Raw genomic sequence first — 13665 nt, forward strand, 5'->3', positions numbered from 1 at the left:
TAGGATTATGTTCGATATCGAAAAATTAAAATCATTCAAATTACCAGATTTACAACAAGTTGCCGAGCAACTTAAGGTAGATGGTTATAAAAAGTTAAAAAAAGGTGAATTGCACGATGCAATTTTAGCGCAATTACAAAGTCAACCAAAGGTTGAAGAAGTAAAAGCCGAACCTAAAAAGCCAACTACAGCAAAGCCTGAAGCTAAGCTGAACGAGGATAACAAACCAAAGCGTAAGCGCGTTGAAAATTCGGATAACGAAAAAGTTGAACAGCAAGTTGAGGTTAAAACAACCGAAATAAAAGCTGAAACTACAAAAGAAACTTCTACTACTACAGAAACTGAAGTTGAAAAAGTAGAAAGTAACGATCAAAAACCACAAAAAAACCAAGATCGTAACAACAGAAATCCGAATCAAAACCCGAATCAGAAGAAAAATAATCACAATAAGAATACGAATCAATCTGATCAACGCCCTCAAAACGAAAATAATCACAACAATCATCAAAATCAAAAAAATAAATACCGCGCTGCGAATTATGAATTTGATGGGATTATACAAACAGAAGGGGTTTTAGAAATTTTACCGGATAATAATTACGGTTTTTTACGTTCATCAGACTTTAATTATTTATCATCACCAGATGATGTGTATGTTTCTCAATCTCAAATTAGATTATTTGGTTTAAAAACCGGAGATACAATTACAGGAGAAGTTCGCCCACCGAAAGAAGGTGAAAAATATTTTCCGCTGATTAAAATCAAAGAAATTAATGGTCGTACACCAGATTATGTACGTGATAGAATTGCTTTTGAGCATTTAACTCCACTTTTCCCTAACGAAAAATTTAATCTTAGTCATTCCAAAGCTTTATCAAATCGTGTAATTGATTTATTTACACCAATAGGTAAAGGTCAACGTGGTATGATTGTCGCGCAACCAAAAACCGGTAAAACATCTTTATTAAAAGATATTGCGAACGGTATTGCACAAAATCACCCAGAGGTTTATTTGATTGTTCTTTTAATTGACGAGCGTCCTGAGGAGGTTACAGACATGAAACGTTCTGTAAACGGAGAAGTTATTGCATCTACGTTTGATGAAGAAGCAAATCGCCACGTAAAAGTTGCGAATATTGTTTTGGAAAAAGCAAAACGTATGGTTGAATGTGGACATGATGTTGTTATTTTATTAGACTCTATTACACGTTTAGCGCGTGCATACAACACTGTTTCGCCTGCTTCTGGTAAAGTATTATCTGGAGGAGTTGATGCAAATGCATTACACAAACCAAAACGTTTTTTTGGAGCTGCACGTAACATCGAAAATGGTGGATCTTTAACAATTATTGCAACTGCTTTAATTGATACAGGATCTAAAATGGACGAAGTTATTTTCGAAGAATTTAAAGGAACTGGTAACATGGAATTACAATTGGATCGTAAGATTGCCAACAAACGTATTTTCCCTGCAATTGACCTTGTTAATTCTTCTACACGTAAAGATGACTTATTACTTGACGATAAAACACAACAAAGAATGTGGGTTTTACGTAACCATTTATCGGATATGAATCCTGTAGAGGCAATGGAATTTTTACATTCGCGTATTAAAAACACACGTAACAATGACGAATTTTTAATTTCTATGAACGGATAGAAATTAATTTTTATACAACACAAAAATCCATCTTGATTATCTCAAGATGGATTTTTTTTATTTAATTAAATTCTAAAATTATTGGACGTAAAAAAAGCCCAAGAAAATAAATTCTTGAGCTTTTAGTACCTCAGGCGGGACTTGAACCCGCACGTCCTAATGGACACAGGATTTTAAGTCCTGCGTGTCTACCAATTCCACCACCAAGGCATCCATTACCTTAGTAATAGAGCGGGAAACGAGACTCGAACTCGCAACATTCAGCTTGGAAGGCTGACGCTCTACCAATTGAGCTATTCCCGCGTAAAATTGCAAAAATCAAATAAAAAGTACCTCAGGCGGGACTTGAACCCGCACGCCCTAATGGGCACAGGATTTTAAGTCCTGCGTGTCTACCAATTCCACCACCAAGGCAAAATTTGATTTTTGAATCTAATATTTCAAAGAGCGGGAAACGAGACTCGAACTCGCAACATTCAGCTTGGAAGGCTGACGCTCTACCAATTGAGCTATTCCCGCGTTTGTGAGTGCAAATATAGAGTAGGTTTTTTAATTACAAAACTTTTAAGAGATTATTTTTTAATGTTTTTATAACTTTACTTTCTAAGTTTCTCAACTTAAAAAATTTAGCACTAAATATTTTTTCAAACTTTTTTTAATTTATTTCCTTTGATTGCTAATTATCCGTTCAAATCAAGGCATTTTTCCAAATTTCGATTAATCTATCTAAAGAATATTGAGCATTTGCTGGACTTGTACTTGGTAAAGAAATGTAATTGATCAATATTTTTAAATCTATTTCTTATAATTTAGAGGTATGACATTAAAATTTTAGAGTAGTATTTTACTTATTTTTTTGCTATTTCTCTAATTTTTGGATTAATAAGATTAGGATCTATTCTATCAGTAATTTTTATATATTTTCTTAAACTGTCCTTTTGTACAAAATATGAATATGAGCTTGCTAACTGTGCGAATGCTCTTCCATTTTCCGGTTCAATTTTCACAGCTTTTTTTAAGTTCTCAATTGTTAAATCTAAGTATTTAATATTTTTTGTTTTATAGAAAATTTGCCCATAACTTATGGAAATTGATTCATAAACTTTCGCATTTTTTGGGTCAATTTCTATTGATTTTTCAAAATATTTTATTGACTTTTCAAATTCTCCTTTTTTCCCCAATAAATTACCGAATCCCCAATAAATTTCAGGATTGGTTTCATCTAAAAGCCAAGCTTGATTAAATCTTTTCATAGATATTTCATTCTCATTTTTATAGAAATATTCCCAACCTTTCGAAACATAAAATTTAGATGCTTTTTTTTCGTCACCAAAATGCTTTTCTGACTCTGCAATGAATTTTTTATCAGAATCAAGTTGTTCTTTGCATTTTTTAATCTGCCCGTACATTGGTAATAAATTTGTTCCTTCTGGACAATATTCTTGGCCTTTGCAGCTAAATTGACAAATAATAATTAAAAATAATATTTTTTTCATCTTTCGCTTTTTAATACTTTATAATTTCTAAAATCTTCCAAAATCTATTTTGTGGATGTGCGTAATACTGATTTTTTTTTATTGATAAATCGCCAGGCAAAGAGCCCAGAATTAAAATCCTGGGCTCATTTGATAATATGGGTAAAAATGATTGTTTCATCATTTATTTGCCTTCTTGAAAATAAACTTCTTCGTAAGGTTGAATCAAAACCCAACCGCTTCCAGAAAATTTCATTTGAAATTCTTCTCCGCTTCCTCTTCCTAAAATACTCTTTAAGGATACATTTGATTTTAATTCGGGAGATAAGTTTCCAGACCAAGCAACTGTTGCGTTAGGATCTGTAAAAACAGGGTTTTCGGGTGTAACCAATAACGTCAACGGATCGCCGTGTGTAGAAATTGCAACCATTCCCGATCCTGATAATTTTACTTGAAATAAACCACCAGCCATCATACCTGCAATGCTTTTTAACATCGTGATATCACTTTTTAAAGATTGATCATGTGCCAAAACATCGTTTCCATTTACGCAAATTGCTTCGCTATTCATTTGTAAAATCTGTACTTTTTTACCAGAATCTGCAACATACAAACGTCCAGAACCTTCGGCTTTCATTAACTTTGCTCCTTCACCTGATAATGTTTTCTTCAAAAATTTACCTAAACCGCCCGATAACATTCCTTCACGTTCAAACTTAATATTTCCCGTGTACGCAACCATGCTTCCCGCTTTTGTCCAAACAGCTTGATTATTTAAATTAATCTCAAGCATTTGAGGTTTTTCTAACTCAAAATAATCGTGTTCAGCATCGTTTTGTTTTGTCTTTTCTATAAATTGACTAATTGTAAATTCGCTCATAAATTAGGTTTTAAATTCTTTTAAATATAACATTTTTACATAAAAAAAGTGTTACAAAAATGTAACACTTAAATTATTATAATTTATTTAGTTTTTAAAAATCTATTCTAAAAAATTAAATGATTTGTTCAGAAACTTCCTCCCACTCTTTCATTTTATTTTCTAAATCTTTTTGAGCATTTTGATAATCATCTAATTCTTTTTGAGATTGATTGCCTTCTGCCATTTTAGTTTCTATTGCAACAACTTTCGTTTCTAAATCTGTAATCTCAGTTTCAATACGAGATAATTTATTTTTTAAACGTTTTTGTTCCTTTGCATCTTCAAAAGAAAGTTCATTTTTAGGTTCTTCAACCTTTACTTCTACTTTCTTCGCAACTTTTACTTCTGGTTCAAAACCTTTTTCAACTTCGCGGAAATTACCTGCTTTTACTTCTGCTAAATAATCGTCAATACCAAAAAGATATTCTTTTACTTGACCATTACGGAAATCAAAAACTTTGTCTACCAAACCTTCTAAAAACTCACGGTCGTGAGAAACTAAAATTAATGTTCCTGTATATTTTTTAAGCGCTTTTTTAAGAATCTCTTTCGATTGAATATCCAAGTGATTCGTCGGCTCATCCATAATCAAAACATTAAACGGACGTAACAATAATTTACACAAAGCCAAACGATTTCGCTCTCCTCCAGAAAGAACAGAAACTTTTTTCTCCACAGCATCTCCACCAAACATAAACGCACCTAAATAATCGCGAACATGTTTACGTGTTTCCTCTGTAGCAGAATCCTCCGCTTCTTCTAAAACTGTTAATTTATCATTTAAAATGTGTGCCTGATTTTGAGCAAAATACCCAATTTCTACATTATGACCATGTTTAATATTCCCAGAATGCACTTGTTCATCAATAATACAACGTGATAAAGTTGTTTTTCCTTGACCATTTTGACCAACAAAAGCTACTTTTTCACCACGATTTACATAAAATGACACATTATCAAAAACTTGATGATCGCCAAAAGCAACACCAACTTCGTCTAACTCAAAAATAACACGTCCTGGTTGTACAGCGTCTACAAAACGAATATTCATTTTTGTAATGTCTTCATTTTCTATTTCGATACGATCAATTTTATCCAATTTCTTAATTAAAGATTGTGCCATCGACGCTTTACTTGCTTTTGCACGGAATTTTGAAATTAATTCTTCCGTGTGCTTAATCATTTGATCTTGATTTTTCTGCGCTTGCTCTAGTTTTTCGCGGCGATCTTCACGTAATTCTAAATAACGTGTATAATTTGCTTTGAAATCTGAGATATGACGGTTTGCAATTTCTATTGTACGATTGGTTACATTGTCTAAAAACTGACGGTCATGCGAAACCAACACAATAGCACCTAAATAACTTTGTAAAAACTCCTCTAACCAAACAATAGAATCAATGTCTAAGTGATTGGTAGGCTCATCTAACAACATTACATCATTTTTCTGAAGTAATAATTTAGCTAACTCAATACGCATTCTCCAACCTCCAGAAAACTCATCTGTTGGACGGTGAAAATCAGATTTTTTGAAACCTAAACCGATTAAGATTTGTTCTATTTCGGCATCTTTTGTGTATCCACCTAATAAACCAAAACGTTCTGTATAAGTCGAAATATCTTCGATTAATTTTCCGTATTCGTCCGATTCGTAATCGGTACGTTCAACCAATTCTTTGTTTACAAAATCTATGTGATTTTGTATTTCTACTAATTGTTCAAAAGCTGAATCAGCCTCTTGCCAAACGGTTCTGCCTTCTACAAAATCGATATCTTGCGATAAATATCCAACTGTAACTTCTCCTTCGTAAACCACTTCTCCTTCTGAAGATTGTTGACTTTTGGCTAAAATCTTAAGCAATGTAGATTTTCCTGCTCCATTTTTCCCTACTAAACCAACACGATTTCCTTTGTTGATGCGGAACGAAACGTTTTCGAATAAATATCTACCCGCAAAATAAACTCCTAAATTTTGTACTAATAACATTTTGCAAAAATACGTTCTTTTTTTATTGTTGAAAACTTACAACGTCAAGGTTTTACTCGATAACTCAAATAATATAGAAAAAAACTGATAAATACAGCGATTGACGCGGGTACAAAATATGCAATTGCTAAATTTTTAGTCGAAATATAGTGAATTGGAAGGTTTATAATTTTGAATTGATAAACCGCAAAACAACTAATAACGACAAATAAAGCCATTTTCCAGTCCAATTGTTTTTTGTGATTGATAACCGAACAAATAATATAACTCAATACAATTGCAACAAACGATAAAATCATTTTGATTGTCGAAAGATGTTTTAATTTATTACTTATTCCGAATTGATCGCTTTTCTGAACATAATAAGAAAAATTTTCTTTTCCGATAGAATGAATCAACTCGATTAAATCTAATTCTGCAAGCACATAAAATTGTTGAATTCCTAAAAACAACAAAATACTTGCGACAAGCTGAATTGCGAAAATTTTAAAATTAAAGTTTTTCATGGTTTATAAATTCTAAAATCGATCATAAAAACGCACAATCGACGCTTCTTTCTCAATTGGTTGATTATTCTCTAAAAAATCATACAAATCGTCTACCATAACCGGCGCCAACATTGTACCTCGCGTTCCCATACCATTCAAACAAATTAGTTGCGAATAAATGGGATGCGGACCAATTATTGGACGACGATCGACAACCGTTGGTCGAATAGACGCATGTTGCTCTAAAATTTCGAAATCAGTTTTCAGAAATTGTTTTACACCATCAACCAAATATGTTTTGGCTTCTGTTGTGTTTTCATAATTAACGTTATCGCGGTCGTAGGTTGCGCCAACAAAATAATTATTATTACCCAATGGCATCAAAAATTCTTTTCCTTTTACAACTGCTTCGGGTAAAATTGCTTCGGTTTTAATTTTTAGAACTTCGCCCTTTACACCAATTACCGGAAGATTTTTAAAATATGGATTGTTTAAAATATTATATCCTTCCGAAAAAATAACGCGATTTGCTTCAATATTTTTATAGCTCGCTTTATTATCGTCTAAAACTAATGCATCATAATCAAATGTTTCATCTAAAAACGATTCTTTATCGACTAAATAATTTTTAAAATCAGCCAAAAGATTAGTTAAATCTACACGTCCGGTATGCAATACTTCTCCCGAACCAATCGGGTTTTGAATTGCATTATATTGATTTAATTGTTCTGTTTCTGTCGAAAGATAATCAATCAAATCTGGATGAGTCGTTGCTTTTTTTAGCCACGTTTTTTTCTCTTGTTCATCATTAAAAATTCGATAAACAGGAAAATCATAAATGTATTTTTTATTCAATAATTTTTCGAAATCACCGAAAACTTCGCGCAAACGATTAATTTGTTTTGTAGCATTCCAAACAATCGAAAAACGTTTTAAAACAACCGGGTTATAAATTCCAGCCGCAATTGCCGAAGCTTTATGAAAATGATTGTCAATTACAATAAATGTCTTGTTTTCTTGCATTAATTTCATCGCCATACAAGTTCCTGCGACACCTTGCCCAACGATGATATAATCTACTTTTTTCAAGTTCTAAAATTTGTTTGTAAAGTTAATTAATGTTTCGGTTTTAGCTATCTTTATTCTAAATTCAATCAAATCTATGCTTATTATATATTCCATTTTTGCTAGCCTATTAATTTTATCAATCCTTATACCGTTCATAAAAAATACACATTGGTCTGTTCGCGTTTTTGATTATCCAAGATTTCAGAAATTAATTTTAATACTTATCTGTTGTGTTTTATTTGTGTTTACAGATAAAACTCCATTTACAATTTCTCTTTTTTGTGGCTTAATTTTTTGCATTATTTATTTGTTGTGGATGATAATTCCGTATTCGCCTTTCGGTAAAAAAATGATTGATCAAGTTGAATTAAATGAGAACGAAAAACCTTTAGATTTACTTGTTTATAATGTTTTGCAAGACAATACACAGTATCAAAATTTGGTTGAATTAATAAAAAAGAGAAAGCCGGATGTGATTTTTTTGTTGGAAACAAATAATGCATGGAAAGAAAATATAAAAAATGCAACAGATGAATATGCATATAAAATTGAAGTTCCTTTAGAAAATACGTATGGACTTTTATTTTACTCGAAATTACCAATCAATACTTACGAAGTAAATTATTTAATTAGTACCGAAATTCCTTCTATTATTGCGGATATCGAATATAATAATCAGCTTGTTCGTTTGTATGGTTTACATCCTACGCCGCCAGTTCCGCAAGAAAATGAAGAAAGTACTGAGCGTGATGCCGAGATTTTATTGATTGGAAAATCAGCTAAAGATTATGGAAAAGCTTGTATTGTTTTTGGAGATTTGAATGATGTTGCTTGGAGTAGAACGACGCGTTTATTTCTAAAAACTTCTCAAATGTTAGACCCTCGTCGCGGACGTGGAATGTTCAATACTTTTCATGCGCATCATTGGTTTTTACGTTGGCCTTTGGATCATTATTTTTTAAGTTCTCAATTTAGATTAATCGGAATGCAACGCGAACCAAATATTGGCTCGGACCATTTTCCGATAAGCATTCAAGTTGTTTTACGAAGTGATGACGATTCGGGAGAAATGAAATTGGACGAAGAAGAAAAGCAAGAAGTGATTGAAAAAATAGAAGATGGGATTGAAAAAGGTGATGCAAATTAGATATTAAATAATATAATCTTCTTCATATTTATGAATTTTAACTATCTATTAAAACTAAATTTTATTAAATATATAAACAAAAAAATCCGATCAAAATTGATCGGATTTTTTTGTACTCTTTTGTATCTCTTAGTAATTCCACATATCAGCCTCGGCTTGTATGATAGAGTTTCTAATTTTGTGATGTTCTTCTAACTGACCTTTTGAATCGTTTGGAATATAATCTTCGATCATCTTAGTTCCGTACATTGTTTGCGCTTTGTAAATAATCGAATTAAATCGACGAGCATTCAACATTTCATCATAAGAAATCGCAGAATTAGAGTTACTTGGATTAAATACAGTTGCATTTACCAATGTTTGGCGTGCATCTGGATACCAAATCCAAAATAAATCTACGAAAGTACCATCGTTAAATTCTGTTCCTAAAGATTGTGCATCAGGTCCCATAATTGCTAAACCTAACAAACGGTATCTAAGTTCTCCTAAACGACGATCGATATACCAAAGACCTTTGGTCTTTAACATTTTGATATCAGCAGATTTTACTTTGTAATTAAAGATTGCTGCATCATCTGGTTTTTCACCAGCTGCTATCATATCATAGTAATACTGTTGTGTATCTTTTTTCTCGTTACGCGCCATAATTTGGTCGTACGTCATTTTGTTTTTGAAAAATTCGTCGTCGTAAATTTCTGTAATTTTTTTACTACGAACTCCTTCTACAAGAACGTCATACAATGATTGAGAATTTTGAACTAATTCGTCACCAGCTAAATAATAAGGCTGATTAAGTCTTTCATTCAAATCGATCACTTCCCATACAACTTTTGACCACACATTGTCTTTATCTTCGATAAATCCGTATTTTAATGGGTCTTGGGCTGTACTAACAGTATCACCGGCTTCATCAACTCTTGTTTTATTTTCGCGGTCTCTTCTTAACTGTTCTGGCGAAACAGCGTTAAGAACATTTTGCGCCATTGTAAGAGTTGAAAAGAAACTCATTAAACCAAACAAAAGATACTTCATATTGTTTATTTTTTAATTTTAATTATTGTACTTGAATTGCGATTGAAGAAGCTTCTCCATTTGCACCAGAATTTGTACGGTACTTAATATCGAATACTCCAATTATATCACCTTTTTTAGCTTTAGATATTGCACCCGCAGCACCTGACATTTTACTTCCAGAAACGCGAACCGTTGGTTGTCCAGGAACTTTAACATTGAATGATGTTACTTCTCCTGAAATTGGGAATAAGAAATCTGGCCAATCAATACGAATTGTTTGTGCTGCAATTCCGTTATCTGGAATAGCTGGACTCGTTTTTCCTAAAATTACTCCACGTGCCGGTGGAACTGGTTTTACACGGAATGTTTCGCGAACAGATAATGTTTTACCAGAACTTGCTCTTGCCGATGCAGTAAACACTACTTCACTACCACCACCTGCAGTATAATTCCATTTATTTGCTCCAGCACCAGAAGCACTTCCCGAAGAAACACTTAAACTAACTGGTCCGTTTGCACCGTTAATTGTTGCTGAAATTGGGTTTGTTACACCACGATAAACAACACGTAAATTATCTGCAACGATAGAACCTCCTGTAGGATCTTTCTCAATAATTTCAGCTGCTTTTTTATCTAATGTTTGCGCTACAACTTGGTAAGTTGAAGGCGAAATAGTTGCTGTTTTTGTTTGTCCGTTTGCAACATACGTAATACTACCTGTTAATTGGTGAACACCAACTGACGAAGTATTTAATTTGATTGATGCTTTACCATCTACCACTTGTGCAGAACCAACACTTGTTTGTACAGATCCTTTTACGCTGTTATCGTAAGCTCCTAATACAACATTTAATATTGCATCGTCACCAATTTTAACAACTCCTGGAGATAAGAATAAACCTTGGAATGCGTCTAACTCAATTTTCTCTTCTAATTTACCAGATAATAATGCTCTTACTAAGTTTCCTTCCTCCGTACGTGCATCAACTTGCATTTTAGTTAAGTTTGTTAAAGCTGCAACCATTGGTTGATCATAAAATTTCTCTTGAACCCAAGTTTGTTTTCCTTTTGCTTTAGTTCCAAAAAATTCGTTGATACGAGTTTCTGCACTTTTAGCTTCTGGACTTTTCTTTGCAAACTGCATTAAGAAATTTCTGTATCCGTCTACTTTACCTGTAAATTCTTGTGCCTTCTCATTTCCGTTATCACCTCCTTTTCCTTTAAAGAATAAAGAAACAATTGGTTCTGTATTTGATAATGCGTTGTAATCTGTGTCTTCGCTACCCGAAACAAAATCTGCTCCTGCTAACTCTTTTTTCAATCCGTCTATGTAAGAAACGAAATCTGTTGTTTGTTTTCTTACTTCAGCTGCTTGCGTTTTTGTATCCATGTATGATGGATCTTCTTTCGCTTTTAAATCAATCTGATTGTAAAAAGTATTATTATTTTCTAAAGTCAATTTAGACGTTGACTCTAAAGTTGTATTTATGCTTTCAAAAGATCTCAATACCTCGCGATCCACATTCAATGCCATCATTGCAATGAACACGAGATACATCAGGTTGATCATCTTCTGACGTCCGGTTAGTCTACCACCTCCTGCCATAATAATTTATAGAATTAATTAATAATTAGTTTAATTTATCAATGCAATGATTAGTTGTTTTTCATTGCAGAAAGCATACCTCCGTATACTTTGTTTAATGCATTAATGTTTGCAGAAAGCTCTTGCATTTCTTTTAAGAATTGCTCTGAACTACCTGAAGATTTTTGCATTTCTTCGATAAATTGTTTATTTAATTCTACTTGTTTTTGGCTGTTTTCTATTTGTTGTGCGTAAACACCATTCAATGTACTAATGTTGTTAGATGCTTTTGCAATCTCATTACTATATTGCTCTGTAGATGCTACGGCAGACGTTGTTGTATTTAATTCGTTTACAGCTGAACCAAATTTATCTAAAGAGCCACGTAATCTTTCGAAAACTTCTTTGTCTAATTTTGCATCTGCTAAAACCTTGTCTAATTCTATTGTTAAATTATTTCCTGCATTTGCAACAGCTGCAGTTTTTCTTTGAACTGGCTCTCCGCTTAATAATTCTGGATAAGCTTTTTCCCACTCATAACTTCCTTCTGGCTTATCGAAAAATGCTGAATATAAGAAAACGAATGCTTCTGCAACTAATCCAATTGTTAAGATTAAGTTTGCCGAAAGTGGCCCTAAATTAGTGTGCGTAATTTTACATAATGCCCCGATAATTACTACTGCGGCAAAGAAATTATACAAAAAATTTGTAAGACGTTCTTGTTTTGAAGCTTGTATTGCCATAAAAGTGCTTTTTTAATTTAAATTGTTTTTATACTAGTTTATTTGGTTTTTCTGAAATTTATTTTTGATCCTTCTGGGAAAGATTGTACAGTACGGAATCCGATGAAACTTCTTGCAGAATCTTTATTTTCCCAATCTCTAGAAGATGTCATCAAAAGATATCCGATATCTTTCCAAGAACCTCCACGTACACTTCTATTAACTTCTCCTGTCATTGTAAGTGACGGGTTAAGAGAAGAAGACATTGTGTATGATGATCTATTGTATGGTGAACTTGTCCATTCTGCTACGTTACCAGCCATGTCGTATAAACCGTATCCATTTGCACGGAAAGTTTTTACTGGTGCTGTGTACATGTAACCTGTCTTTTTACCATCGTTGATTTCTAAATAATCTCCACGTTTTGGTTTAAAGTTAGCTAAATAACATCCTCTATCGTCTGTTAAATATGGTCCTCCCCAAGGGTAAGGTGCGTTTTCTAAACCTCCTTTCGCAGCATATTCCCACTCAATTTCAGTTGGTAAACGGTAGCTAATTACTTTTACTTGGTTTCCTTTTTTCTTTTTATTATTTAAAGCAGTATTGTGATATCTTGTACGGAAATCACAAAAAGCAGTTGCTTGATTCCAGTTAATTCCTACAACAGGATAATTTGAATATGCTTTGTGCCAAAAATAATCTTGGTGCATTGGATCGTTGTAAGAATAGTTAAAATCTCTTACCCAAACAGTTGTATCTGGATAGATATTCATATTAAATTCTTTACGGAAATCTACACGAAAAGTTCCTCTTTTCTTTGCAGCAGCAGTTTGATCTACTGTCACATAAGAATAGTTTAATTTACGCGTATCAATACGTCTTTCACCATTCATTCTTTCTTCTGGTGGATAGTATAAACCTTCCATAACTTCAGCATAATCAACGTCTGGATATTTGTATTTATCCCACTCTAATTTTGCTTTCCAGTTTAGTTTTTTACCATCTAAAGATTGTCCATCTCTACCTGTATTATTTTGTTTGATGTATTCGTCATACGCTGTTCCTTCTCCATCTTCAGATCCAGAAACGTACGAATATGCACCAATTCCTTCACTATCAGTACCAGGATTTAACGGGTCAAATCCTAATGTTTCAGCTTTATTAGCTAAAGCAGTACGAGCAATAGAATCTTTTACATAGTTTACAAAAATCTGATACTCAGAGTTTGTAATTTCTGTATCATCCATATAAAAACCTGTTACAGTAACTGTTTTTACAGGAGCGTCATTTGTTTTTGTAAAATCGTAGTCAGTTTGTCCTAAAACAAACGATCCACTCGGAATCGGAACCATTCCCTTTGGACGAATTGGTGTCCAAGACGATGATGCTTTCGAAACTATTTGTCCATCATTTCTATCACTACTCCCTCTGTTTTTCAACATTTTACATGATGATAAAGAAAGAGTTAGCAACAATGCACTTACCAAAATTCTATTCATTCTGCTATAGATTTATTTTTTATACAGGTTTATACTTTAGTTGTCAATTAATAAGGCTACAAATTAAGGCATTTTTATTAATTGATTTTCGAATTATA

Annotated in this window: 12 protein-coding genes and 4 tRNA genes; 2 read left to right on the plus strand and 14 right to left on the minus strand. The window is 32.9% G+C overall.

The features are described 5' to 3' along the window. Positions 1 to 7: 7 nt before the first annotated feature. Positions 8 to 1660: a transcription termination factor Rho gene (gene rho, locus BM072_RS04470; protein WP_092906982.1), complete on the plus strand. Its 1653-nt coding sequence runs from the start codon at positions 8 to 10 to the stop codon at positions 1658 to 1660. Positions 1661 to 1786: 126 nt separating this feature from the next. Here rho and BM072_RS04475 read toward each other — a convergent pair. The 10 genes from BM072_RS04475 to BM072_RS04525 all read right to left on the minus strand — a co-directional run bounded on the left by BM072_RS04475 (position 1787) and on the right by BM072_RS04525 (position 7621). Next, positions 1787 to 1870 (minus strand) — tRNA-Leu (locus tag BM072_RS04475). A 20-nt stretch (positions 1871 to 1890) separates the two neighbouring features. After that, positions 1891 to 1963: transfer RNA gene (locus BM072_RS04480), tRNA-Gly, on the minus strand. A 27-nt stretch (positions 1964 to 1990) separates the two neighbouring features. After that, positions 1991 to 2074, minus strand: a tRNA-Leu gene (locus tag BM072_RS04485). 32 nt (positions 2075 to 2106) lie between these two features. Next, positions 2107 to 2179: transfer RNA gene (locus BM072_RS04490), tRNA-Gly, on the minus strand. 329 nt (positions 2180 to 2508) lie between these two features. Next, positions 2509 to 3156 carry a tetratricopeptide repeat protein gene (locus BM072_RS04500; protein ID WP_092906984.1) on the minus strand — a complete coding sequence of 216 codons (648 nt, stop codon included), beginning with the start codon at positions 3154 to 3156 and terminating at the stop codon, positions 2509 to 2511. 10 nt (positions 3157 to 3166) lie between these two features. Then, entirely contained in the window at positions 3167 to 3319 is a 153-nt protein-coding gene (locus tag BM072_RS15605; RefSeq protein WP_125113531.1) for a uracil-DNA glycosylase family protein, read from the minus strand. After that, positions 3320 to 4015: an AIM24 family protein gene (locus BM072_RS04510; protein WP_092906986.1), complete on the minus strand. Its 696-nt coding sequence runs from the start codon at positions 4013 to 4015 to the stop codon at positions 3320 to 3322. It abuts the gene before it with no gap. Between the two features lie 115 nt (positions 4016 to 4130). Continuing rightward, positions 4131 to 6044, minus strand: a complete 1914-nt coding sequence (locus tag BM072_RS04515; protein ID WP_092906988.1) for an ABC-F family ATP-binding cassette domain-containing protein — start codon at positions 6042 to 6044, stop codon at positions 4131 to 4133. Between the two features lie 44 nt (positions 6045 to 6088). Beyond that, positions 6089 to 6550: a hypothetical protein gene (locus BM072_RS04520; protein ID WP_092906990.1), complete on the minus strand. Its 462-nt coding sequence runs from the start codon at positions 6548 to 6550 to the stop codon at positions 6089 to 6091. 12 nt (positions 6551 to 6562) lie between these two features. After that, on the minus strand, positions 6563 to 7621 hold the full coding sequence (locus BM072_RS04525) for an NAD(P)/FAD-dependent oxidoreductase (RefSeq protein WP_092906992.1): 1059 nt from the start codon (positions 7619 to 7621) through the stop codon (positions 6563 to 6565). A gap of 328 nt (positions 7622 to 7949) precedes the next feature. Here BM072_RS04525 and BM072_RS04530 point away from each other — a divergent pair, with 328 nt between their 5' ends. Next, positions 7950 to 8747 (plus strand): endonuclease/exonuclease/phosphatase family protein, encoded by a 798-nt coding sequence (locus BM072_RS04530; protein WP_245752055.1) that lies wholly within the window; start codon positions 7950 to 7952, stop codon positions 8745 to 8747. 129 nt (positions 8748 to 8876) lie between these two features. On the opposite strand, the gene porN is transcribed toward BM072_RS04530, so the two are convergent. Genes porN through porK form a run of 4 tightly spaced genes read right to left on the minus strand, consistent with a single transcriptional unit; the run spans position 8877 to position 13567 of the window. Next, positions 8877 to 9779, minus strand: coding sequence for a type IX secretion system ring subunit PorN/GldN (gene porN / locus BM072_RS04535; RefSeq protein ID WP_092906994.1), 903 nt, complete (start codon positions 9777 to 9779; stop codon positions 8877 to 8879). A gap of 22 nt (positions 9780 to 9801) precedes the next feature. Further along, complete coding sequence (gene porM, locus BM072_RS04540) at positions 9802 to 11367, minus strand: type IX secretion system motor protein PorM/GldM (protein ID WP_092906996.1); 1566 nt, start codon at positions 11365 to 11367, stop codon at positions 9802 to 9804. A gap of 50 nt (positions 11368 to 11417) precedes the next feature. Beyond that, entirely contained in the window at positions 11418 to 12089 is a 672-nt protein-coding gene (gene porL, locus BM072_RS04545; protein WP_092906998.1) for a type IX secretion system motor protein PorL/GldL, read from the minus strand. 38 nt (positions 12090 to 12127) lie between these two features. Beyond that, positions 12128 to 13567: a T9SS ring complex lipoprotein PorK/GldK gene (gene porK, locus BM072_RS04550; RefSeq protein ID WP_177190254.1), complete on the minus strand. Its 1440-nt coding sequence runs from the start codon at positions 13565 to 13567 to the stop codon at positions 12128 to 12130. Positions 13568 to 13665 lie beyond the last annotated feature (98 nt).

It is taken from the genome of Algoriella xinjiangensis (assembly GCF_900115015.1).
GTDB classification, from domain to species: domain Bacteria; phylum Bacteroidota; class Bacteroidia; order Flavobacteriales; family Weeksellaceae; genus Empedobacter; species Empedobacter xinjiangensis.